The sequence below is a fragment of the Roseburia sp. AM51-8 genome, from assembly GCF_003478275.1.
Lineage (GTDB): Bacteria > Bacillota > Clostridia > Lachnospirales > Lachnospiraceae > Pararoseburia > Pararoseburia lenta.
This window is the reverse complement of the sequence record NZ_QUEY01000001.1, coordinates 218,650-243,630: the sequence shown is the minus strand read 5'-3', so window position 1 is coordinate 243,630 and position 24,981 is coordinate 218,650. Positions and strand designations below refer to the sequence as shown.

Here is a 24,981-nt window from a genome sequence, read left to right as displayed (position 1 = left end):
AATATATGGGATGAGGCTTATATTTATGAATCAATCTTGTAATTATTCTTGCCCCTGCGCTTGACATCATAAAGCGCACGGTCTGCTCTGGCGAGAAGTTGGTCGTAAGACTCCATGGTATCGTCCGTCGCACGGCGGATGGCGATACCCACACTACAGGAAAACGGCTGTCTGCCATCCGGTGCACGCATGGCTCTGGTCTGCTCCATGACACGCTCCACGCTCATCAAGGCATCCGTAATATCTTTCTTCTTGAAAAACAAAAAAAACTCATCGCCGCCAAAACGTCCGGCGATATCATCTGTCCCGATCGAATGGCGCAGGATCTTGCCAAAACTGCGTAAGACCTCATCCCCTGCCTGATGTCCGTAAGTATCATTGACCATTTTAAAATTGTCAAAATCCAAAATCAGCATAACACAATCCGACTGCGGATGAGAACGCATAAACTCCTTGCAAAGGAACTCTGTACTTGCCTTGTTGTAGGTCGAGGTCAGGCGATCCATCATACCCATACGGCGGATCCGCTGCTTTGCCTCATTCTCGCTGGCGCGATAAGAATACAAGATCTTTGCCACATAGCCTGCAAGAATAGTACCAAAAATACAACTAAAGAGGTCAACCGAAAAGACCTCGATCGACTTGGTCAAAAAGGACGCCAGCACATAGACTGCCATCTCTAAAAGTACCAGTTCCAGCGCCTGATAAAAGGTATAGGTAAATGCCACGACAAATGCTACTGCCATCGGCATATAGTAGACTGCCGGCTGGTTCATCTCGATCGGCACGATACTCATGATCCCGGCAAAGGTCATCACATACAACTGAAAGACCTTGCAGACGATCGAAACTTCCTTATAGGATCTCGTCTTTTTCCGATAACGGATGATAACGATCGGCAGTACAACAAGATGTACGGCTACGGCTCTGGCATAAACGCCTGTAACCTGCCATTCTGAAAAGACGGTCAGTGATGCCAGAAGATATCCGACAACGACCACGAAATAAATAATATTCAGTGCAAACAGGGTCTTTTGGTTGTTCTTGACAACACTGGATCTGTTTTCCTCAATGTAATCAATGCTCTCCTGCTGCACACGATCCTTGATCTTATATAGTAATTCCATCAACTTTCCCCCATTGATGTCATTTCCCCTTATTTTTATATCATACATCTAAAGGTGTCTTTTGTCATGTAAAACTAATCTAAATGTGGCATGTGAAGTGCTCCGGGCAGACAGCGGAAAGTCACATCTGTCTGGTCACCGCAGTCCTCACCGTCCGCATGCACCACCATAGGCTTGTCAAAAACGACATGCAACTCCTCCGCTTCTACGATCTCAAAGCCGCGGATATTTTCATGCTTGCCTGCGATCAGAAATGGAAAGGCACACAGACAAAGAAATCTTGGTATGCCATAGACCAGACAGGCAGATAACTTACCGTCATGCGCATCCGCAGAAGGTGCCATGGGAACACCGCCTCCCTCGCAAGGGAAGTTCATGGCTGCCGTAAAAATGATATTCTTCATATGAAACTTTCTGCCGTCCGTCAGTTCTACCTTACCGGATACAAAAGGCGCACGGAAAAGTTCTGCGACGGTAAGCAGTCCATAGGTCAGTTTACCCAGATGAAAACGGTTCAAAAAGACCTTGAGCCTTGAGGTCAGTGCTTCCCTGCAGACCGCGGCATCAATGCCTGCGCCTGCACTGATGGCAAAGCGTCTCGTCTGTCCGCCACAGCAGACCTGCCCCAGATCATAGGCATCCTCTGTCTCCGATGCCAGAATCTGTCTTAAGATCACTTCCGGTTCTGCCGTAATATGTAAGCCTCTGGCAAAATCATTGGCAGAGCCAAGCGGCAGATAGCCAAAACTGACCTTTGAAAGATCGCGGATACCGTTTAAGACCTCATTGATCGTGCCGTCCCCTCCGGCAACCACCAGAAAATGATATGCATCATCTGCGGTCAGATCTTCGGCGATCTTTGTCGCATGACCGACATATTCTGTAATGTGGATCCGGTAGGAAACCCCATCTTTGGTTAAGATCTCCTCTAAAGACTCCCAGATCTCCTTTGCCTTTCCTGTCCTGGAATGTAAATTGACAATAAAATCGTATGTTTTATCCATTTGTATTCCTCTTATATCTTCTCATTTGAATTATAGTGCCAGACGTGATAACATACATATGCATCTTCGCATCCGCAAGTTGCTTTGTTACTATCATTTTACTATAAATAAGTTAGGAATAAAACTATGTTTAATAAATCACTGTTCTTTCAAAAATCCGAGCACAATGTCAGACGTTTCAACTCTACTTTGCGTTGGCTCTTAGTCTCTGTGCTCATCGGGATCGTTGTCGGTCTGATCAGCGGATCCTTCGGCTATCTCTTACAGGCAGTGACGGCTTTTCGTCTCAGCCATGCCTATCTCTTGTTCGGACTGCCTTTCGGTGCCATGGCGATCGTTGCCATGTACCATCTGATCCTGCACGAAAAAGATCCCGGAACCAACCTTGTCATCTCTGCGATCCATTCCGATGACCGTATTCCCCTTCGCATGGCTCCCCTCATCTATATCAGCACCATTTTGACCCATTTGGTCGGTGGTTCTGCCGGACGAGAGGGTGCTGCCCTGCAGCTGGGTGGCAGTATCGGAAATGCCTTTGGTGAATATCTGGGATTTCGTGAAAAAGAAGACCGCAACATTATGATCATGTGCGGCATGAGTGCTGCCTTTTCTGCTCTTTTCGGAACACCAATCGCAGCCGCTGTCTTTTCCATGGAAGTCGTCAGCGTCGGAATCATGCATTATGCAGCCCTGCTTCCTTGCGCGATCTCCTCGCTCATTGCGCGCGCCATTGCCCTGTATGTCTTTGGCATTGCATCGCCGTCCTATGAAATCTTGGAACTGCCAGCCTTTGACTTAAATACCGGACTTATCATTTCCGGTTTTTCCATCCTTTGCGGATTGCTGAGTATCTTTTTCTGTGTCTCTTTGCATAAGACCAGCGCCCTCTATCAGAAATTGTTTGCCAATCCTTACCTGCGTGCCTTTGTCGGTGGCTGTGCGGTATTGGCACTGTCCTTTGCCGTTGGCGGCATTGACAACCAGACCTATAACGGCACCGGTACATCCATGATCACCTTTTGTATGGCGGGAGACATTTCCTCCCTCGCCTTTTTGCTAAAGATCCTCTTTACAGCATTGACCCTTGGATGCGGTTACAAGGGCGGCGAGATCGTACCGACCTTTTTCATCGGAGCTTCCTTTGGATCTATGTTTGGCAACCTGATCGGCTTTTCTCCATCTTTGTGTGCGGCTGTCGGTATGGGCGCACTCTTCTGCGGTGTGACCAACAGTCCGATCACATCCCTGCTCATATGCTTTGAGTTGTTTGGATTTGAAGGGACACCTTTCTTCCTGCTTGCCATCGGCTTTAGTTATACCGTATCCGGTTACTACAGCCTTTACAGCAGCCAGAAGATCGTCTACTCCAAGTACAAATCCAACTTCATCGACAAGAGTGCCAAGTAGACAAGGGCAGACGCGGGATGCATGCAGATTTCGTAGGGGCACTCCGGTTGGTTCAGGCACGTAACAGCAGATATTCAGCACGGCACATTTTATCATATAAAAAGTCGCGCAATTCTGCGTCTCTAAGAAAGAGGCATTTGTTTTTCTATATTAGAACTGTCTTTGCAAGGTTAGACAACCGTCTAGGATGATGTTCGTTTGCGCCGGTTGCCACTGGTTATTGTAACCAATGCCCAAGTTCTTAGAACCTCTTATAAGTGGTGCCCCTGAATATCTGGCACAGGCGGACACATCCTGCCGGCTGTCGAAGCCGTGCAAGAGACAGTTCCTATTCAAACAAATTGCCTCTTTCAGAGACGCGACGAATTGGCTCCCAATTTTTTACATGATAAAATGTGCCGAGCCTCTATCTCCTGTTACGTGCCTGCGCCAACCGGAGTGCCTCCCGCCTTCTTACCATATCCCACATCTGTCCTGCCGCGTTTACTCCTCTGTCATGAAGTAGAGTCTTGACGCATAGTCCGGGAAGTGACGGACTTCATCACTGTAGCCGGTTCCCACAAAGGACTGCTTCAGTTTCACACCATCGTACATGATGGAATCTCCACTGCACAGATAGTCTTCTGTCTCTCCATCCATCTTGACAAACTTAGCAAGCACATTGTGTACCAGTGAATCCGGTTTTACATGAATCGGCGCTGCCGTATTGACCAGATCGCCAAATTCCTTGATATTATACTTGCGCGGCAGACCGACAAAATGATAGGTCTTTGCCGGATCTAATCCTCTTGCCTGATATTTCTTGAACATGGTATTTGGCTGCACTTCTCTTTGCATGATCATACCGATAGCCGTCTTTTTATCCTGGGATACCACATTCCACTGGTAATGATTTCCGCTTTCTACCCGGTAAAAATCGCCAAACTGCCATACATTTCTGTATTCCTTATAAAGTGCGATCTGCGCCTTGATGCTCTCCAGATCTTCTTTTGACATATCACACAGATTGCACTCGTAGCCCAGTACCCCAAAGGATGCCACTGCAAAACGAGATTCCAGCGGTGTCACACGCAGGGTCTGATGGTTCGGACATGCCGATACATGGGCAGATACACAGGACATCGGATAGCCATAGGAATAGCCATTCTGGATGTTCAGACGGCATACGGCATCCGTATTGTCACTCGCCCAGATCTGTGGGAAATAGCAGAGCATCCCCAGATCAAAACGGTTGCCGCCTGCTGCACAACCCTCAAACAGGACCTCCGGGAATGCCTGTGTCAGTTCTTTTGCCAGACGATAGACGCCCTGAATATAGCGATGTGCTACTTCCTGCTGTCTGTCCTTCGGCAGATACTGCGAATAATAATCCGAGATAATACGGTTCATATCCCATTTTACATAAGCGATATTTGCAGAACCGATCACCTGCTTCATCTGCTCGATCATATGATCTACACTGTCGGATTGGCAAAATCAAGTACACGCTGATTACGTCCTTCGGAATGGTCCTTGCCCGGGATCTCCATGCTCCACTCCGGGTGTGCACGGTAAAGGTCGCTATCCGTGTTGACCATTTCCGGCTCGATCCAGATACCGAAAGCCAGTCCCAGATCATTTACCTTTTTGCAAAGTCCTGCCACACCATTTGGCAGTTTCTTGGTATTTGGTGTCCAATCACCCAGGGCACGTGTATCGTTGTTACGCTCGCCGAACCAGCCGTCATCCATGACAAAGAGTTCCACGCCAACGTCTTTTCCCATCTTTGCCAGACGAAGCAAACTGGACTCTGAAATATCAAAATAAGAAGCCTCCCAACTGTTGAGCAGTACCGGACGTTCCTTGTGCTGCCAACTTCCTCTTACCACATGCTCTCTGACAAAAGGATGCATATGCGCGCTCACGCCGGAAAATCCCTCGTGTGAAAATGTCATGACCGCCTCAGGTGACTCAAAAGACTCTCCCGGTGCCAGCAAAAAGGCAAAGTTGGTCGGATTGATACCGGTAACGATACGGGTCTTTTCAAAACTGTTGACCTCGACAGCCTCATAGTGGTTTCCACTGTAAACCAGGTTAAATCCATAGCAATCGCCCATGGTCTCTGACGTATCCGGCTCGCTTACCATGATAAAGGGATTGCAGCGGTTAGAAGAAGATCCCGTATAGGACGCATTGACGAACTTACCGATATTGACGGTCGTATCATAGCGGTTCATCTCCTTTGTCCAGCCGCCATGGAAAGAGGTGACGACATAACCGGACCGGTTGAGGTCTAACTGCATACTCATAAGACGCGTCAGGCGTACCGGCTTATCTGATTTATTGATGAACTTGGCGGAACGCGTGATGACATCTTCCTTTGGAAATACGCTATAGACCAGTTCCAGCAAAAAGCCCTCGTTCTTATCGCGCAGATGCACCACGAGTTGTTCCGCTTCTTTGGAAACGTCATAGGTACTCGGCAGGGTCTCAAGTGCCGCTTTCCCCTTCTTTTCTGCCGCATCTACAAAGACAAAATCCGTTGTAGAACTGCCATTGTCACAGATCACCTCAACAAAAGGTTCGCGGATATCGCCCTTGCCGTAGCCGGAAACTTCCAGGCACATATCTTCCAGTGTAAAATTCAAGTGTTCCTGATCGTAGGCAATCGTATTTCCCGGAGCAAAGGCATGCTTTTCTACAAGGCTGCTGCCATCCCCCAAGGAAATCTTTCTGCCATAATACAAATGTTCTAACTGTCCTGTCTCCATCACACGAAAGGCATAGGTCGTATGCAGGGTGTGCAGGGCATAAAAACCATCCCGAATTTCTATCATAGTTCTCCTACCTCCTAATCCTTTTAGTCCAAAACGACTCTCCTATCATTATAATAGGAAAGCCGCTCGGATTGCAAAAAATTAATTATTTTCTTTTTCGTTTTATGCCTGCTTTTTCGCCTCTAATTCCTGGGTGATCTCTTCCAGTTTCTCATCGGTCAACTTGTAATTCTTCTTATATACGATATAACCGATGATCAGAACAACGATCGGAAGCAGGGTCATACAGCCACGGAGTCCTACTCTCTGACCGCTGGCAAGTTGTGTCAGTGTACCGGTTTCATTCTTCTTGATGTTAAATACGGCAAGAACGATAGATGCTACCAATGCTGACAGACCGGATGCTAATTTTACAACGAATGTCTGCATAGAAAAGATAACGGATTCATCTCTACGATCATTCTTTAACTCACCGTAATCCACTGTGTTTGCAAGGAAGATCGTGATAATGACATTCAACATACCGATGGCAGCCATGATAAGGAATGCCGGGATCAGTAACAGATATACGTTGCTGGATCCGCTTGCAGAAATTCCAAGGATGATCACGTAACCTGCAAGTGCCATAGCAAAACTCAGTGTAAAGATCTTCATTGTGTTCATGAACTTACGGAACAATGGGAAGAGGATCATCATTGCCAGGATCTGGAATGCTCCACCACAGGTATTGAACAATGTATAGTTTGCTTCCCAGTTTGCCGGGCTGAAATCATACTTAAAGAAGTAGATCAAAAGATTCTGGGTAATGTAAAGTGCCGTGTTGATCATAACGATCGCAACAACGACGGTCATTGCCTGATCGTTCTGGATCAGAGCCTTGAACATATCTTTAACAGATGCGGACTGCATTTCTACAGAGGACTTTTCCTTGATCGTCACACAGGTAATCGTGATGAATACAACAAACAGGACTGCAACGATAAGTGCCATGTACTTGTAACCTACCTGCTCATAATTTGCATCTGTACCAAAAGCATGACCAAGGGCAGATACTGCCATAACCGTCACGATAGAGATCAATGCGGAACCAACACCGGCGCAAGATCTTGCGAGTGCTGATAAACCTTCACGTTCCTTTCCTGCTTCGGTGAAAGCTGGGATCATAGACCAGTAAGGAATATCCATCATGGTGTATGTCATTCCCCATAAGATATATGTAACGGCTGCATATGCTACGAGTCCACCACCATTCAATGCAGGCGGTGCTGCAAACATCAGATATAGCATGATGGCATTGGTAAGGGTTCCGATCATCAGCCACGGACGGAATTTGCCCCATTTTGTTTTGGTCTTTGCAACGATAACGCCCATGATCGGATCGTTAAAGGCATCAAACACACGAGCCACCAGCAAAATGATACCCATGGCAATGGCACTTACGCCCATGATATCCTGATAGTAATAAAGGATATAAGCCGCGGACAGCATATAGACCATGTCTTTTCCAACGGCACCGATACCGTAAGCAAATTTCTCTTTGCCATTCAAGTTCTTCTTTTCTTCCATTTTAGAAAACCTCCTTAAAAACCCCTTTGATTATTTATTCTTCTCTTTTAAGCCCATAGCGATCTCTACTACTTTATATGCACCGTCATAAAGACCAACGGACTTGTTCAACCTGATACTGTCGCACATTTCTCCCAGCAGTTTGTCATCCTTCATAAAGATGTCGATCATCTGCAAAGTATGTGGGATATCGCGACATTCGAGTGTTCCGTCACCCATCTCTGCAGAATGGATAGCTCCCCACATTTCATGCTTTCCGACACGCTTGATAAAAAGTTTTGGCACCGGATAAAAAGCAAGTTCACTTGGCTTTGTCACAAGCACATCCGCACTGCGCATCAAAAGGTTGGTGCAATATACGGCTTCAAAAATGTTTTCATGATAGAAAGCATGGATGCCTGTCACCTCACCGGTCAGTGCCTCTTCTGCAAACTTTGTTGTTGCCTCAAACTCATTAAAGTGCTCGGTTGCCACGCCTGCCATTTCCGGGATATCCTTGGAAAGATCATCCCAGACATTCTTGTAATCTCCGACATTGACATAAAGGGCTGCCTTGTTGTCCTTGATCATCGGAAGCAGATATTTGATAATGGCTGCAAAGATCTCTTTCTGTGCGCCTGCACCACCGATGGTAAGAAGGAAACGCATTGGTGCTCCCTTTGCCTTTCTTGCCATTCTCGCATCGCAATCTGCCTCGATATTCGATACCAGTTCATGATCGATATAATGTCCGGTGTAGACCAGATCTTCATTTGGCATCTCCTTGCAGACCTCATCGCCGTTCATGCCGTTACAGATAAGGTAGCCCATGTAAGCATTTTTACACTGGATGGTATGTACACTTCCCTCTGCGAAATGCAGTGCCATTGGCCAGTTGTCAGGAATGGCATTGACAACGTTTTTCATGCCTGCATGAATGGCTGCCTGTGCCGGCCATACGTGTGTACCGATCACCGGGATATCCTTTGGCACATTGCGGTAAACCGGAGCCATCAGTTCTGCATTCTTCTGATCGGATGCATTGTACTTCAACTGACGGAAGGTCTCATAGTTGGTCGGCTCCCAGACCAGTTTGTTAAAGAGTGCATTTTTTGAAAGACGTGATCCCAAAGAATAGAGATCGTTCTGTGCACTGATCACCTTGGTACAGGTGGTCTGTGGATAGCCGTTGAGATCCATCCAGTACGGGATATATCCCATAGCTTTTGCAGCGGATGCCATTGCCATAGAAATACGGTAATGGCCGAATCCCATACGGATATTCCCAACAATGATACCCTTTTCATGATCAAATTCTTCAGGGCTGTCCCCCTCTTTTAAAAGGATGTCATAGACACCAAGTGAATCGCCGATATGCTCATTCTTCTGAATGTAGATTGGGTAATCTACATTAGAGTCATCTCCAAACTTCTTGATAAACTTTTTCTTAGATTTGACAGCGCTCTTGTAAACCTTGTCGCTCATGACATTGCCAAAGATTACTTTTGATTTTTCTTCCATATTAATTATCCTCCTTGTGCTTTGCACTTCTAATTTGATCGTGACCGGATCCAAGCCTGCACACGCTATCGTGACAGATGCTTCTCCCGGCTCCCCCATGGATTTTATATAAAGCCCTGTGGCTCCTCCGCGAAGTGGCACTGCATTTGGACCGATCAGTTCGACCGGACCGCTTATTATGACAGAAAGTGATTCCTGCATATAATAAAGTTGATTGCCATATTCATCAACGGCTCGCACGCGCGCCTCTATGACATCATAGGTAATATCTTCCACCAGTGTCGTTGCCGACAGGCTAACCGCCAAAGATGCTTTTTTCATCGGTGTCTTGATCAGGGAACGGACAACCTTGCCATCCTTGATCGCGTCAAAGCGATACTGCTTGGACTCGCCTCCCCAATCGCCTACATATTTATTGTAAAGACCTACCGCATCGTTTGGGTTCATATGGTAGATACAAATCAACTGAAAAGCATTCCAGACAAGTTTTGGTGTGATCTGCATACCATGCATTGCCACATGGTTCATACAATCCTTGACGATCTTTGCCTGTCTCTTGGAATAGCCTTCTTCTTTTGCAATGGCATCCCCCACATAATCATTGATCAGGATCGGTCCATGTTTTAAATTCTGATACTTAGAATCACTCTGTTTGTATTCCTTGATCAGGATGTTGTTCTTATACATCCGTACACTGTCTGCATTGGATATCAGATAGGTATCGCCCCGGTTACAAGCCGGATGCTCGCCGATATCCATAGTCGATGACAGTTCCAAGACCGGATTCCTGTCTTCTTGGCTTGCATAAACAGCAGCTGCCGGTTTTGGATTTCGGAACATATCCAAAACACCGTGATAACAAATGCGGTCTCCGCTGCCAAAGTCCTTGTGGGTGTTGTAGTCAAACATGCACCAGCCAAAGGAACCTGCGATATCTTCCTGTCCTGCAACAGCATCGAGGACATTTGCATGGCGGATCATATGCTCGCGTCTGTGTTCTTCCCAATCAAACATCTTGGTCGGATACATGTGTCCGTTGTACTCTGTGATCAGATAAGGCTTTTCTACATCGGAAGTGACCTTTTCCTTTGGTTCACAACCGGCATTGGCACCACTGTGGACAAAATCGTTGTAGGTGTAAACGTCTTCCAGAAGATGACTCTTTTTCATAGCACGGACACCGCCGGTCTGTCTCGTATCATCCAAGGCATGTGCCGTGGCATTGGTTCTCTCGTAAAAAGCATCATTGTCCTGCGACTCGTTGATGCGCACGCCCCAAAGGATAATGGACGGATGATTGCGATACTGCACGATCATGTCTTTGATATTTTCCACTGCCTGATCCTGCCAAGCCTGACCACCGATATGCTGCCAGCCCGGCATTTCCGTAAAGACTAAAAGTCCCAGTCTGTCGCAGGCATCCATAAAGTAGTGCGACTGCGGATAGTGTGATGTACGCACGGCATTGACGGCAAGTTCTTCCTTTAAAATCTTGGCATCCAGCCGCTGCATGGATTCCGGCATAGCATATCCGACATAGGCATAAGACTGGTGGCGGTTGAGACCACGGATCCTGACCTTTCTGCCATTTAGGTAAAAGCCGTCTTTTCGAAACAGGGCTTCCCGAAATCCGACCGTCACCCTCTTTTCATCCACGACCTGTCCCTGGTAGAGCAACTGGGTGGTCACCTCATAGACCCTTGGGCTTTCAATATCCCAGAGCATGACATCCGCAACTGGTGTGCTAAAGGATGTCGTTGCGATCGGGGCTTCCAAAACGACCTGATCATCCACGATCTGACGGATACCGACCTGACCGGCACTGATCGCTTCCTGTGCTTTGACCGAGTAAGTAACTTCCGATGCCAAGATACCGGATACCTGCATCTGTGCGATTGCCTTGGCATCCATACCCTTGGTCGTTACAGTCTCTGCAAACTTTGGTTTTAAGAAAATATCTTCTATATAAATAGAATTCTTTACTTCCAGATAAACGTCACGATAAATACCGCCATAGGTCATATAGTCGATCACAAATCCAAACGGCGGCTGATCCAATGTCTCATTGGAGTCTACCCGCACCGTCAAAAGATTGTCGGCACCATAATGCAAGGCTTCTGATATATCGATCGTAAAGGCGGTGTAGCCACAATGGTGTTCTGCCATCTTTTTGCCATTGACATAAACCTCTGCCTCATGTCCTACCGCCTCAAAAGTCAAAAGCAGGCGTTTGCCCTGCCAGCCTTCCGGTGCGTATAAGATCTTTTGATAGCAGGATACCATCTGATAGGTATGCTCATCAAAATAATGATAAGGTGTTTCCTTACAGGTGTGTGGCAGAGAAACGGTCTGTGCCAGGGAAACATCCATGGTATCGACGATCATGTCTTCTGTAAATTCTTCGGTAAAAAACCAATCCCTCATCAAATAGATGCGATCTTTCATATTTGCCATCCTCTTTCTATCTGTGTACCACAATTCCATCAACCATAATGGTCACAAGTTCTTCTAATGCCTGCATGTAGTCGATTTCCTCGCGTTCAAGTTCGTCTCCCATAATGAAGCGCTCTACCGCAGACTCAAATACCAACTGGAAAACCCGGAAATCGACCGAACGGATCAAGCCTTCCTCTACGCCTTGTTCCAATAGGCGGTTGGTCATCTCCCATCCGCTCTCCAAACGCTGTCTGACGCGTTCATAGACTTCCGGGTGCTTATCCCGCAAAACATAAAACTGGGTGAAATCAAAATCCGTATAATTCTCCGGCATCACACCTAAGATCTTGCGAATCTTCTGTAAGAGGGATAAGTGCTTATCCTCCATGACCAAAGCTTCGCTTTCCTTAATATAATCAAAGACGTAATCGACCATTGCTATCAAAAGTTCGTTCTTGTCTCGAAAAACGGTATAGATCGTTTTCTTGCTCATGCCGAGTTCCGATGCCAACTCGTCCATGGTAAATTTGACCCCCTGCTTTTCTACAATATGTAAAGCGCCTTCTATAATACGTTTCTCCATCCCGCGTCCTCCCTTTTCCTCTTTAGGAAACCAGAAAACTAAAATCAGTTTCTTCGTTTCCTATATTGTAACACCGGTCTGCTCCTGCCGCAACATAGCATATATTACAAATTTAACGCCCCTTTTTTGGCAATTATTTCAAAGAATAAATTTTTATGCAAAATGTACGAATTCCTCGTTTTCTTTTTCACAGCCTTTCCGGTTTTCGTATCTATTATTGTGTTTATGCACAATTTATATACTACTATATTGTGTATTTTTACCACAGTGATTTTTCCTCCACTTGTTATTTTGCTTGTAAACGCTCCTATTTTTATGCACATTACACAATTTTAACATAAAGTTTTTGTTGACATTACCTATAGGCGGTGCTATAGTAAGGTCATCAAAGGAAAGCACCTTTGAAAAAGAAAAAACGAAAGGAGAGAAAAGATATGTATAACGAATTTGATGCATTCGGTGAATTGTTCAGCCAGTACAACACATACGCTAACAAAACAAGCGCAAATGGTCAGAAGCCAGTTTCACTCTTAAAATTTGCTTTAGGACAGTTCTAAGAGATACGAAAAGTTACAGTATGATTTGATTCAATTTTAAAAGCATGATTTGAAAGGAGATATGAATTATGGAATTCTCAAATAGTCTTGGATATGTAGTTTACAATTACAATAAGTATGTAGAGGCACAGGAAAAGAACGGCGAAGATGCAGTATCATTCTTCAAGTATGCTTTTGGTAATATGTAATTTACCAAAAGCACCTACTTTAGAAAACAATCGGCGCAAGCCGTTCATCTGATAAACCTAAGAAGACCCGGCAGATCGCCAGGTCTATTTTTGTGCGTAAAAAGTGCGTGAGGGACGTTCCCTTTGCCACAAGGAGTGTCCCTCACTCTATCCTAAAGAACAGCAATAAATCTACGGAATTCTTCCAGTCCTTTTTCATCACATTTGAAGACACCGGCATCTTCCAGAACCTGACAGAAGACCTTGCCAACTTCCTGTTCCAAAATGCCATCAACATTGGTCGCATCAATATTAATGCCCTGCTTCTCATATGCGGCAGTAAATTCATCTACCCAGTCTGCATGCTTTTTCAAGGTCTCATCTGCACGGATATCCTTACCATTTACGATCGCATCCGCAAGGGCTTCCATCTCCCCTTTCAGACGGGAAGGAAGTACAGCAAGACCCATGACTTCGATCAGACCGATATTTTCCTTTTTGATATGGTGCAACTTGGCATGAGGATGATAAACCCCAAGCGGATGTTCCTCTGTCGTAATGTTATTGCGCAGAGCCAGATCCAGTTCAAACATATCACCGCGTTTTCTGGCGATCGGTGTGATCGTATTATGTAACTCTCCGTCAGTCTCGGCAAAAATGAAAGCATCTTCGTCAGTATAAGTTCTCCAGCATCCCAAGATATGATCTGCCAGATCAATGATACGCTTTTCATCCTTGCAGGAAAGCCGGATCACGGAAAGCGGCCATTTCACAATGCCTGCCTTGACATCTTCAAAACCTTTTACCATAAATTCTTCAATGATCGGTGCCTTTTCCATAGCAAAGGTATAGTGACCGCCCTGGAAATGGTCATGGCTGAGAATGGATCCGCCTACGATCGGCAGGTCTGCATTGGAGCCCAAGAAGTAATGTGGAAATGTCTTTACAAAATCAAACAATTTCACAAAAGTCGCACGCTCGATCTTCATCGGTGTATGCTGACCGTTGAAAACGATGCAGTGCTCATTGTAATACACGTATGGAGAATACTGGAATCCCCATCTGCTGCCGTTCATAGTCAGCGGGATGATACGGTGGTTCTCTCTGGCAGGATGATTGGCGCGTCCTGCATATCCCTCATTTTCTATGCAAAGCAGGCACTTGGGATAAGCAGACTGCTTGGCATTCTTAGCTGCCGCGATCGCTTTGGATCCTTTTCCGGCTTGGAAAGATTGATGGTGATATCCAGAGTGCCGTACTTGGTATCCACGGTCCACTTCTTATCTTTCTTTACACGGTAACGACGGATATAATCACTGTCCTGGCTGAGTTTAAAGAAATAGTCGGTGGCTGCCTGTGGTGACTTTTTGTATTCTTCGGCAAATTTTGCCTGCACAGTCGCCGGACGTGGCATCAGACAATTCATCAGACGTGTATCAAAAAGGTCGCGGTAAACAACGCTATCCTCGATCAGTCCCTTTTCTACTGCCGCATCCAGAAGATCTTTTAAGACATCCTCCAATACAATGTCAGACAGATCACAATCCGGATCCGTGTACTCATCCTCCTTCATGACATCCAAAAGCAGGTTGGTCGTGTAAATGCGCTCGCACTCCGGGGTCAATCCTGTGTTGATGCCGTATTGTACCAACTTTTTAATACTTTCTTGTAACATATTTATTCCTCCTCCTTTTTATTGCTTAGATAACAATGTATTTTGACGTGTATTGGGTAAATTAGATTACTTTATGATTGCCAACAAGAAACTAAATCCTATAATTTCGTTTCCATATGCTTAACTATACTTAAATCCCACGAATTTTGCAAGAGCAGATTCTGAAGTTCTGCGACGGAATCCACGATATAGGTGGCACCTGCATCTGCAAGTTCTGCCCGGTCTCCATAGCCAAAGGTCACCCCAATGCTGTCCAGTCCATTGGCGATCGCTCCGTCAACATCATGATGTCTGTCTCCGACCATGACGATATTTCCCTTTGCCACACCCGGGATCTGCTCCATCGCATAGGCGATCACTTCGCTCTTTGCCGTTCTGGTCTCATCCATCGTTGCCCCCGCAACATAGGTAAAATACGGACGTATCCCATAATGGGATATGATCTGCTCACTAAAGAACTCCGGCTTGCTTGTCGCAACCAGTAACTGCTTTCCTGCACTTTTTAAGGTAAGCAGAAGTTCCGGTATGCCGTCGATCAGTTTGTTTTCAAACAAGCCCTTGGTGCTGTAATACTCTCTATAATAGGAAACAGCCTGAACTGCCTGCACCTCATCTAATCCATAATATTTCTGAAAAGACTCGATCAATGGTGGTCCCACGAAGCACAAAAGGTCATTTTTGTCTTCTACATGTATTCCAAATTTTTCCAAGGCATGCGCCGCCGAATTGACAATCCCCGGTGCCGACTCTGTCAGCGTGCCGTCCAGATCAAAAAGCACTGTTGTATATTGCATCTTATTCCCTTTCATTTCTATATTTGCGCGCATCCTGTCCCAACTTGCGCGAGCTATCATGTATAATTTTCCATCATTGGTAACAAATTAACCATATGTAGTCTTAGTATAACACAAATCACAGATTTTTTTGGAGGATAATCAAATGGATCAAGAAAATATTTCACAGGATAGCATCGAACTCTTACATGAATGTGACAAAGGCATACAGATGGGGCTTTCTGCCATGCATCAGGTGGCAGATAAGATCAGTGACGACCAGTTTCGCTCCGTCTTAGAAAAAAGCAGAAATACGCATGAGAACCTGAAGGATAAAATACAGTCCCTCTTGCAAAAATACGGGCAGGAAAGCGACGCGCCGAATCCCCTCCTCTCCGGCATGTCCTACCTTTCCACCAATCTCAAGATTGCACTGGATGCCGAGGACACCACCATCGCCGACCTGCTCACAGACGGTTGTGACATGGGCATCAAGTCCCTGCGCAAATATTTGAACGAATATGAACGCGCCGGGGACGAGATCAAAGATCTTTGCCGCAAGATCATTTCTGCCGAGGAAGAACTGCGCAATCAGTTGAAGGCATTTTTGTAAAATGATTGTTTTTTCCTCTTTTTTTTGATAGTCTGTTTTTAGCAAAAAAATTGTAAAATGTTCATAACAGGAGGAACAAAAGATATCATGAACTTTTTAGAAGAACGAATCGTGAAAGACGGAATTGTAAAAGAAGGCAATGTCCTAAAGGTTGACAGTTTTTTGAATCACCAGATGGACATTGCCCTCTTTGATGAAATGGGTGCTGAATTCAAGAAACGCTTTGCCGACGCAAATATCAATAAGATCGTGACCATCGAGGCATCCGGTATCGGTATCGCCTGTATTGTTGCAAGACATTTTAACGTACCGGTCGTATTTGCGAAAAAATCCAAGAGCATCAACATCGACGGCGACGTCTATAAGGCAGAGGTCGAATCTTTCACACATAAATGTAAGAACAACGTCATTGTTTCCCGCAAGTTTTTGGGACCGGATGACCATGTGCTGATCATCGACGACTTTTTGGCAAATGGCTGTGCCCTGCAGGGACTCATCTCCATTGTCAACGAAGCCGGCGGAACCGTAGAAGGCATCGGTATCGCTGTTGAAAAGGGCTTCCAGAACGGCGGACGCATCATTCGCAATCTCGGTTTCCATCTGGAATCCCTCGCCATCGTGGAGAGCATGGACGCTACAAGCGGAGAGATCGTCTTTCGTCAGCAGTAGGATAAGCAGACAAATACACTAAGAGAAAGGACTTGTATGGAATTGTTCCATATATAATAAGAAATGACATCTACAAAAGAAACCCCGTCTATTGAAAATTTATACCATCTTGATGGCAAGATTTCCGTAAAGCAGGCAGTACCATTTGGTCTGCAACACATTCTTGCCATGTTTGTATCCAATATCGCACCGATCTTTATCGTTGCCGGAGCCAGCGGACTTTCTTCCCAGGATACCGCCATGCTCATCCAGTCAGCCATGCTGATCGCCGGTATTGGTACACTGATCCAGTTGTTCCCGATCTTCCACAAGGTTGGATCCGGTCTTCCGATCGTCATGGGGATCAGTTTTACCTTTGTTTCTGTCTTTACCTATCTGGCGTCGCCTATGGCTATAATGCCATTGTCGGAGCCGTCATTGTCGGCGGTATCATCGAAGGTATTCTCGGACTGCTGGCAAAATACTGGATCAAACTGATCACACCGATCGTATCTTCGACCGTCGTGACCGCTATCGGCTTTTCCCTGCTTTCTGTCGGAGCATCTTCTTTCGGCGGTGGCAGTGGCAGCGAAACATTCGGTTCCGCTACAAACTGGATCTTAGGAAGCATCACACTTTTATGTTGTATCCTATTTAATATTTTTGCAAAATCTTATTTCAAACAGTTATCTGTTTTGTTCGGACTTGTGGTTGGTTATCTGATTGCCATTGCTATGGGAGCAGTTGATTTTTCTTCTCTGCAGAACACAGCGATCATTGCTTTCCCGTCACTCATGCCATTCAAACCGGAGTTTAATATCAACGCCATTATTTCAACGACCCTGATCTTTTTGGTGTCCGCTACCGAGACGATCGGCGATACCTCCGCACTTGCCGCTTCCGGTCTGAACCGCGAAGCCACTTTAAAAGAGACCTCCGGCTCCATCGCCTGCGACGGGTTCATCAGTGCACTCTCCGGTCTTTTCGGCTGTATGCCAATCACATCTTTCAGCCAGAACGTTGGTCTGGTCGCTATGACAAAAGTTGTCAACCGCTTTGCCATTGCTACCGGTGCTGTGATCATGATCCTTGCCGGTATCTTCCCGATCTTTGGTTCTGTGCTTGCCACACTGCCAGATGCCGTACTTGGCGGTTGTACCCTGATGATGTTTGGTAACATTGTCATCAGCGGTCTGCAAATGATGGGCAAAGCCGGTTTTACACAGCGAAATATCACGATCGCCGCACTCTCACTCAGTGTCGGCATCGGCTTTACACAGGTACCGGAAATCTTTGCTATTTTCCCGCAGATCATCCAGACCGTGTTTGCAGAAAACTGCGTTGCCGTCGTATTTATCGTTTCCATCATTTTAAATCTTGTTTTGCCAAAGAATATGGAAGCCCATACCGAGGCGTAAAAATTATGTATAAAAAGAATGTGCTTTGGCACATTCTTTTTTATTGCGGTGCGAAAAATGCCAGCGCGATCGCTCCCGGTCCTACATGGGTACCGATCGCCGCCCCGACGGAAACGATCGGCAATTCCTCTTTTGTGTGTGCCTTTTCCCAAAGCATACGACTATCCTCGATATACTTGCAGATCAACTTATCCGAAAGCCCGGTATATCCTAAATAAAAAGGACGTGAAAAATCAATTCCTCCCGCCTGCTTGGTCCGCTGCATCAGCAGGTTCTTTCCATTCTTTGATCCGTGCGCTTTTCCAAGTACAAGGATTTCTCCTGCACCTACTCCCACAACCGGCTTGATCGATAATGCATTACCAAGTGCAGCAGATGCTGCCGAGATCCGTCCACCCTTTTTCAGGTATTCCAGTGTATCCAATAATGCGATCAGTTGGATCTGTTTCTTTTCCTCCTCCAAAATCCCTACGATCTCATCTATCCCATAATCAGCCTCGACCAGTTCTACCGCACGCATGACAAGGCATTTTTGTCCCACCGTGACGTTTTCACTGTCTACGACATAGACCTGACCTTCAAATTCCTCTGCCGCGATACAGGCGCTCTGGTAAGTACCGGATAACCTGGAGGAAAGCGTGATAACAAGGATCTGCTTGTCGCTCATCTGCCCCTCTCCTGCCGATGCATCAGCATCCAGTTCCTGCCGATAAGCCTCCATAAATTCATAAGGACTGATCTGGCTGGTCTTTGGCAAAACATCAGTCTCGATCAGTTTTTCATAAAAGGTCTCGTGTAAAAGATCAACGCCATCACGGTAATGTTCTTCTCCGAAAGAAACATGTAATGGAAGGACCCGCACCTTGTCACATTCTTCCTGTAAAATATCCGATCCGGAATCTGTAATTATCTTAATCATGGTATTTATACCTCACTTTTGATATTTTGTGTATTACTCGTGCTAGTATAACCAAAGGAGATGAGGCTGTCAAGTCGATGGCATAAATATGGCGGTAAGGAAAGCGAGGAAGGGGGGAGGGGATAGGGGCAGACCGGCTAATGCCTCCCCCTTCCTCGCTTTCCCTTCTACACTCAAAAAGTCCCGAGTGAGATACCTCACTCGGGACTGCCCCTCAAAAAAGATTTATTAATTTTCCTGCTCTCTGCGCTTTGCAAGTTCTGCGTAGACATCAACCAGTTTTTCTTTTGAAAGTTTATAGCCAAATGTCAGTAATAAGAACATAACCAAAAGCACGATCGCCGGAACCAGTGTTGCCATATCATATAATTTTGCAACAACTTCTGCTGACTGCTTGCTTGCATCTACATTGTAGCCGATCACTGCAAGTAAGATCGGTACACCAACACCTGCTAAGGTCTGACCTAACTTTCTGGTGAAAGAATACAATGCATAAGATGTACCTTCTTCACGTCTGCCGGAAAGAAGTTCATGGTAATCGATAACATCCATAACCAATGCCCATACTTCCAGTGTCAGGAATGTCTGTCCTGCGCCTGAGAAGAATAAGAGGATCATAAAGACATATGGGTTGTTTACCATCGGTGTAAACTTGAGGAAATACATGATAAAGTTTACAACAGCGGCAAAAGCAAGACCAAATGCACAGATCTCCTTTTTACCAAACTTGCGGACTAACTTACCAATGATCGGTAAGAACAATGCCATCGGTACATAAGTACAAACGGTCACAAAACTGTAAAGTCCCGGCTTCTCATAGAAGTTCAGGAAGAGGTAGTTGTAAGTCGTCTGTGTGTACATCTGGAATGCGATCAAAAGCATGGATACCAGACACAGAAAAATGAACGGCGGGTTCTTAAAAAGATCCCCAACGGTACGGAATACATGCATACCTTCCTGCTTCTGCTTTGGCGGAACTGTGATACGTTCCTTTACATTTCTAAAATGTAGGCTGTAAATACCAATAGATACCACTGCGATACAAAGTACGGCAAATCCTAACTTGGTCGGATCTAAGACCTTTGTTTCGGTACCATCTGCACCGATCACAGTAGAATATACCAAAAGCGGCAGTAAGATCATGGATGGGATATTACCAAATCCTGCACCTACGGAACGCCATACAGAAAGAGACGAACGCTCCATCGGATCATCGGTCATAACGGATGCCAAAGATCCGTAAGGGATGTTGACACCTGTGTACATCATACCATATAAGATGTAAGTCACATATGCGTAGATCAGATACTGGTTGGTCGTCAGTCCGGGAATCTTGACAAACATCAGTACCGCTGCTACTGCCAGTGGGATGGATGCCCACATAACATAAGGACGGAAGCGCCCCCACTTTGTCGGCTTTCTGGAATCGATAAAGCCCCCCCAGAGTGGATCATTGATTGCATCCCAAATTCTTGCCACAAACATCAGAATGGTAATCTGTGCCAACGGAATATGTAGGCAATCCGTATAAAACATTGTTAAAAAAGATGAAATCAGAGAAAAAGTCAAAACCCCGCCAAAGTCACCGCAGGCATATGCCATTTTCTCCTTGGTCGTCAGACCATGTGTTTTTTGTTCCCCCATTATAACTCTCCTTTTTTGTAATAATATAATGTCGCGAGTTGTATTATTTAACTCATTTAATTTATTACATTTTACTACGTTTCTTTCCATATGGCAAGTTACTTTGTGCAATTTTTTAACATTTTTTAATTCTTTTAAAAAATCCTGTCCACACTGGGCTTTTCGTGCTAGAATACAGACAGATCCAAATTTAGGAGTATAAATAAGGAGACGATTATGGAGAACTTTATCACAACCCAGACCAAATGCGGTCAGATCCGTGGCATCCACTGCGACGGCTACGATAAATACCTTGGTATCCGCTACGCAAGCGCCGAGCGTTTTGCCTATGCCGAGCCGGTAGAACACTGGGACGACGTTTACGATGCCACCCATTACGGCAATGTATGTCCGCAGAACCGCACTTTTTACGAACATTTAGAAATCCCGGAACGGCTTTTCTATCACAATGAATTCCGTCAGGGGCAGACCTTCCACTATGACGAGGATTGCCTGAACCTCAACATCTTTTCCCCTGCCGGCGACGGACCTTTCCCGGTACTGGTCTTTATCCACGGAGGCGGCTTTGATTCCGGTGCCAATTATGACAGTGCGATCGACGGTGCTGCCTATGCCAGACGCGGCATTGTTTTTGTATCGATCCACTACCGTGTCAGCATCTTCGGTTATCTGACGCATCCGGACATCCGGGAAAAATACGGACGTGACGGCAACTTTGGACTCGACGATCAGTTCACCGCCCTGCAATGGATCAAGGCAAACATCGCTGATTACAAGGCAATGCCAACAACATCACTGTCATGGGACAGAGTGCCGGTGCTATTTCCATCCAGTACTTAAGCCTCAGTCCAAAATGCCAGGGACTTTACCAGCGTGCCATCATGTTATCCGGTGGCGGCATGTTCCCGAAATTTGCCCTGCCACGCCCATCGGAAAACACCCATGAATACTGGGAAGATCTGATGGCGACCGCCGGTGTTTCAACCTTAGATGAACTAAAAGTCTTAGATACCAAGACCATCTTTACCGCGATCGAGGAACTGAAATCCCGTCGCAAGGACAACACCTACAACACCATGCCGGTCGTGGACGGCTATCTGATCAGCGCACCTGTGGATACTCTGATCGATCACCCTCTGCCGATCGACTACATGCTGGGCTACACCAATAATGATATGTATGCCATCATCATGGGACATATCTCCCACAAATATGCCAAGACAAATCACGCCTATCTTTACTACTTTGACATTGATGCTCCCGGCAATGACCATAATGGTGCTTTCCATTCCAGCGACCTTCGTTATGTCTTTGGAACCCTGAACGCATCCCACCGACCTTACGACGCCGAGGATACCAAGGTCTCTGAGGCAATGATCTCCTATATCGTTGCTTTTGCCAAAACAGGCGATCCAAATACAGACCATCTTCCAACCTGGAAGCCTGCCGGTCGTCATGCGCTGCATATCAAAAAACCGGCAAGTGCTATTGCCATGGGTCCGACCAACTGGTTCAAATTATTGCATAATACATTAACAAAAGGCGATCCCAAATAAGGGATCGCCTTCTTTTTGTCAGAAACTACTCTGTTATCCAACGTCCTACTTTATAATTATTCTTGCCGTCTTTTTTGACCTGATACAGGAGTTTGTCCGCCGTTGCCAGATAATCCCACAAACGGTTCTTTGTCTCCGGCACGCAGTGACAACATCCTTGCGATAAGGTGATATAATCTACGCCCACAGGGCTTGTGCCCGGCAGTGCGATACGCTCCATGTTGCTTTTGAGATGTGCCATCATCTGACAGATCTCCTCGTCTGTCTTGCCGGTATAGACAAGGACAAATTCATCCCCGCCGTAACGTGCGGCAAATACATCCTCATTTTCCTGCACCAGACTGCTGAGAGCATCTGCCACATGCACCAGATAATGATCGCCATCGATATGTCCGTAAGTATCATTGACCGATTTGAAGAAATCAATATCCAAGATCTCAACGCCAAAAGTCGTACCATTGCGGATCGCCTTTGCCAACGCATCTTCTGCATAACTGTGCCAATAAGCACGGTTGGGCAGTCCAGTCAGGGCATCATGGTTGGACTTGATCATGAGTTTTTCATTCTGCTCTGTGATCTCCTTTTGCATATGCATGATGCGCTTGTGCTCATTGTGCGCACTCTCCGCCTGCACGACGGCTTCCAGATTGTAGATGCCACGCTCCCAGTAACTTTCCAGAAAACACTTGGTATATTCCAGATAGCCGACCTGATCCTTTAGGATAGCGGCACAACGAATACGTTTTTCCATAAACATACTATAGATAAAGAAAGACGCATTGTCCTGCTCGCACTTTTTGATGAAATAATTGAGGATCCTTGTCACCTCATCGTACTGTTCCAGATCCATATATACCTGAATATAGGCGCGGATATCATCCAGATAATCCGTGTAATTATCACTCTGGTGGAAATCCTTTTGCGCCATGCCAAGATGAAACTCTGCCTTGCTCCGCTCATCACGCGCCAGATAGAGAGTCGCCAAAAAGGTGTGTACGCCAAACTGGACATAAGGAATATCCGGATTCTTGTAAATATTGTCTATGATGCGCTCACCGCATTCAGTCGCCTCATCGATCTTGCCGATGTTTAAAAGGCAGTAGCCCTTATTACAAAGCATGCAGTTCATATTATTAAAGGTCGTTTCCTTGGTCTCCGCTTCCCCGCTCTTTATGATGTACTCCTCAGCCTCTGCATAATAGAACATGGCTCTCTCGTAGACATTGTTGTAGCGGAAAAGATCTGCCAGATTGGATGCTGCCATCCCATGGATCTGCGCGAAACGATATTCCTTGCTGTAATCAATGCTGGATAAATAATAATCGACCGCCTTGGTAAAATTTCCCATGACAAAATTGCATACACCAAGTACATTGTATGTCCGTGCCACCAACTCATACTCTTGCGTTGCCAACTGGTATTTGATACCCTCATGCCCACAACTGATCGCGTTGACACAGTCATTGTCCGAGGCATAATACTCCATCATGTAAAAATACGCAAGCGCGAAGAGATAATCAGACTGTTCTCTCGCCGCATACTCAAACAACTTTTCGCAATATCTGCGAAACTGCCGATACAAAGGGGTAAAGATCATTGGAAATCTCTCTTTTACCTCTGCAACGCATGCCTCGATTTCCGGTTCAAACCTTTCCATGATACCGTTTGTTTCCTTCCTCATCTTATGTAAAAATAGTACGAAAACAGCAGGAACACCCAAAGACCGCCCATGATCTCACATATTCCTGCTGCTCCTAATCCATTTCCCCCCGAATTAGTCATCTATAACTATGATAACACTATTTTCACATTTTTCAAGGATTTCTCTACTCTATTGGATCGTAATCATTTTGCCGATAAATATGCGGTTGCAGAGAAGATCCAGGCAGAACTTTTTGCAAATTTTACCGAATTTATGGAAGAAAAAGTGCCTGCGACCTTCCTGATATACTATAGTTCGTCCTCCTCCACGACCAGATTGCCGTTCAAAAAGCCCCCGGGGTAAGCAAAGGTCTTGTTGATGCCATCAAAAGACACACGGATCTTTCCTGATTTTTCCAAAAGGGCTCCAACCTCGCCCCTGCCGTATTTGCTATGGAGCACGATGTCGCCCGGATGCACGGTAGGGACGATGCCCTGCTTGGAATAGGACTCTCTGCTGGACGCAAAACGCGCCAGTGCCTTTTGTCCATCTGCCTGTAGACTTGTTTTCTTTGGATTGGGTCTTTTGGCTATATGTTCTGCCTCCGCCTCACTTCCACGCAGATCCGGCAGAAACTGCTCTAAAAAAGTCGATTTCGTCTTTGCATGAAAGAGGATCAGATTTTCTTTTGCCCGCGTGACCCCCACATAAAAGAGCCTTCTTTCTTCCTCATACGCCGCAATCTCCTCTTTGTCAGCACTGCGGTAAGATGTCAGGACTGTCTCCGGGAAGATCCCATCCGCCACATCCAGAAGATAGACAGTGTCATATTCCAAGCCCTTGCTGGAGTGTATCGTGGATAAGACCAGTTTTGCCTCTTTATCATCTTCCTTATTGCGCAGGATCTCTGCCAATGCATCCAGCCGTTCTACCAATGCCAAAGGTGATCTTTCTCCCTGTGCTAGCATCTGTAAGATCTCCGTCTTGGTA

General features: G+C 45.9%; 16 protein-coding genes and 5 pseudogenes. 7 read left to right on the top strand and 14 right to left on the bottom strand.

The window, feature by feature from the left end; genetic code table 11:
- Window positions 1-23: 23 nt before the first annotated feature.
- Both DW996_RS01240 and DW996_RS01235 read right to left on the bottom strand, forming a co-directional pair.
- The gene (locus DW996_RS01240) at window positions 24-1,127 is read right to left on the bottom strand and encodes a diguanylate cyclase (RefSeq protein WP_158575146.1); all 1,104 of its coding nucleotides are present in this window, start codon (window positions 1,125-1,127) and stop codon (window positions 24-26) included.
- Between the two features lie 74 nt (window positions 1,128-1,201).
- A complete protein-coding gene (locus tag DW996_RS01235) occupies window positions 1,202-2,131 on the bottom strand; it encodes a diacylglycerol/lipid kinase family protein (protein ID WP_118534631.1) in 930 nt (309 codons plus the stop codon).
- Window positions 2,132-2,257: 126 nt separating this feature from the next.
- Between DW996_RS01235 and DW996_RS01230 the strand changes: the two genes are divergently transcribed.
- Window positions 2,258-3,538, top strand: coding sequence for a chloride channel protein (locus tag DW996_RS01230; protein ID WP_118280901.1), 1,281 nt, complete (start codon window positions 2,258-2,260; stop codon window positions 3,536-3,538).
- Between the two features lie 483 nt (window positions 3,539-4,021).
- Here the strand turns inward: DW996_RS01230 and DW996_RS13800 are convergent, their stop codons facing one another.
- From DW996_RS13800 to DW996_RS01210, 6 genes and pseudogenes are all read right to left on the bottom strand, one after another.
- Complete coding sequence (locus tag DW996_RS13800; RefSeq protein ID WP_334294515.1) at window positions 4,022-4,375, bottom strand: GH36 C-terminal domain-containing protein; 354 nt, start codon at window positions 4,373-4,375, stop codon at window positions 4,022-4,024.
- Window positions 4,376-4,516: 141 nt separating this feature from the next.
- A pseudogene (locus DW996_RS01225) lies at window positions 4,517-6,288 on the bottom strand (alpha-galactosidase); the annotation flags it as partial.
- A gap of 168 nt (window positions 6,289-6,456) precedes the next feature.
- Complete coding sequence (locus DW996_RS01220) at window positions 6,457-7,860, bottom strand: glycoside-pentoside-hexuronide (GPH):cation symporter (protein WP_118280899.1); 1,404 nt, start codon at window positions 7,858-7,860, stop codon at window positions 6,457-6,459.
- Window positions 7,861-7,890: 30 nt separating this feature from the next.
- Entirely contained in the window at window positions 7,891-9,360 is a 1,470-nt protein-coding gene (locus DW996_RS14700; protein ID WP_243098650.1) for a DUF6937 domain-containing protein, read from the bottom strand.
- An 813-nt stretch (window positions 9,361-10,173) separates the two neighbouring features.
- Window positions 10,174-11,730: pseudogene (locus DW996_RS14695) on the bottom strand (glycoside hydrolase family 2 protein); the annotation flags it as partial.
- A gap of 91 nt (window positions 11,731-11,821) precedes the next feature.
- Window positions 11,822-12,379 carry a TetR/AcrR family transcriptional regulator gene (locus tag DW996_RS01210; RefSeq protein WP_118280896.1) on the bottom strand — a complete coding sequence of 186 codons (558 nt, stop codon included), beginning with the start codon at window positions 12,377-12,379 and terminating at the stop codon, window positions 11,822-11,824.
- A 434-nt stretch (window positions 12,380-12,813) separates the two neighbouring features.
- On the opposite strand from DW996_RS01210, the gene DW996_RS13545 reads away from it, so the two are divergent.
- On the top strand, window positions 12,814-12,936 hold the full coding sequence (locus DW996_RS13545) for a hypothetical protein (protein WP_256386574.1): 123 nt from the start codon (window positions 12,814-12,816) through the stop codon (window positions 12,934-12,936).
- Between the two features lie 340 nt (window positions 12,937-13,276).
- Here DW996_RS13545 and galT read toward each other — a convergent pair.
- A pseudogene (gene galT / locus DW996_RS14690) lies at window positions 13,277-14,778 on the bottom strand (UDP-glucose--hexose-1-phosphate uridylyltransferase).
- Between the two features lie 98 nt (window positions 14,779-14,876).
- Window positions 14,877-15,572: an HAD family hydrolase gene (locus tag DW996_RS01200; RefSeq protein ID WP_118534873.1), complete on the bottom strand. Its 696-nt coding sequence runs from the start codon at window positions 15,570-15,572 to the stop codon at window positions 14,877-14,879.
- A gap of 145 nt (window positions 15,573-15,717) precedes the next feature.
- Between DW996_RS01200 and DW996_RS01195 the strand changes: the two genes are divergently transcribed.
- From DW996_RS01195 to DW996_RS01185, 3 genes and pseudogenes are all read left to right on the top strand, one after another.
- A complete protein-coding gene (locus DW996_RS01195; RefSeq protein ID WP_118534629.1) occupies window positions 15,718-16,164 on the top strand; it encodes a DUF2383 domain-containing protein in 447 nt (148 codons plus the stop codon).
- 87 nt (window positions 16,165-16,251) lie between these two features.
- A complete protein-coding gene (locus tag DW996_RS01190; protein ID WP_118534628.1) occupies window positions 16,252-16,833 on the top strand; it encodes a xanthine phosphoribosyltransferase in 582 nt (193 codons plus the stop codon).
- A gap of 63 nt (window positions 16,834-16,896) precedes the next feature.
- Window positions 16,897-18,230 (top strand): annotated as a pseudogene (locus DW996_RS01185) (uracil-xanthine permease family protein).
- A 40-nt stretch (window positions 18,231-18,270) separates the two neighbouring features.
- Here DW996_RS01185 and DW996_RS01180 read toward each other — a convergent pair.
- Both DW996_RS01180 and DW996_RS01175 read right to left on the bottom strand, forming a co-directional pair.
- On the bottom strand, window positions 18,271-19,149 hold the full coding sequence (locus DW996_RS01180) for a DegV family protein (protein WP_118534627.1): 879 nt from the start codon (window positions 19,147-19,149) through the stop codon (window positions 18,271-18,273).
- A gap of 228 nt (window positions 19,150-19,377) precedes the next feature.
- Entirely contained in the window at window positions 19,378-20,793 is a 1,416-nt protein-coding gene (locus tag DW996_RS01175; protein ID WP_158573022.1) for an MFS transporter, read from the bottom strand.
- 216 nt (window positions 20,794-21,009) lie between these two features.
- Here DW996_RS01175 and DW996_RS01170 point away from each other — a divergent pair.
- Window positions 21,010-21,926, top strand: a pseudogene (locus DW996_RS01170) (carboxylesterase family protein); the annotation flags it as partial.
- 18 nt (window positions 21,927-21,944) lie between these two features.
- Window positions 21,945-22,349, top strand: a complete 405-nt coding sequence (locus tag DW996_RS14990) for a carboxylesterase family protein (RefSeq protein WP_442969906.1) — start codon at window positions 21,945-21,947, stop codon at window positions 22,347-22,349.
- 25 nt (window positions 22,350-22,374) lie between these two features.
- On the opposite strand, the gene DW996_RS01160 is transcribed toward DW996_RS14990, so the two are convergent.
- Complete coding sequence (locus tag DW996_RS01160) at window positions 22,375-24,006, bottom strand: tetratricopeptide repeat-containing diguanylate cyclase (protein WP_158575144.1); 1,632 nt, start codon at window positions 24,004-24,006, stop codon at window positions 22,375-22,377.
- Between the two features lie 293 nt (window positions 24,007-24,299).
- A complete protein-coding gene (locus DW996_RS01155) occupies window positions 24,300-24,959 on the bottom strand; it encodes a 3'-5' exonuclease (RefSeq protein WP_118534622.1) in 660 nt (219 codons plus the stop codon).
- Between the last annotated feature and the right edge of the window lie 22 nt (window positions 24,960-24,981).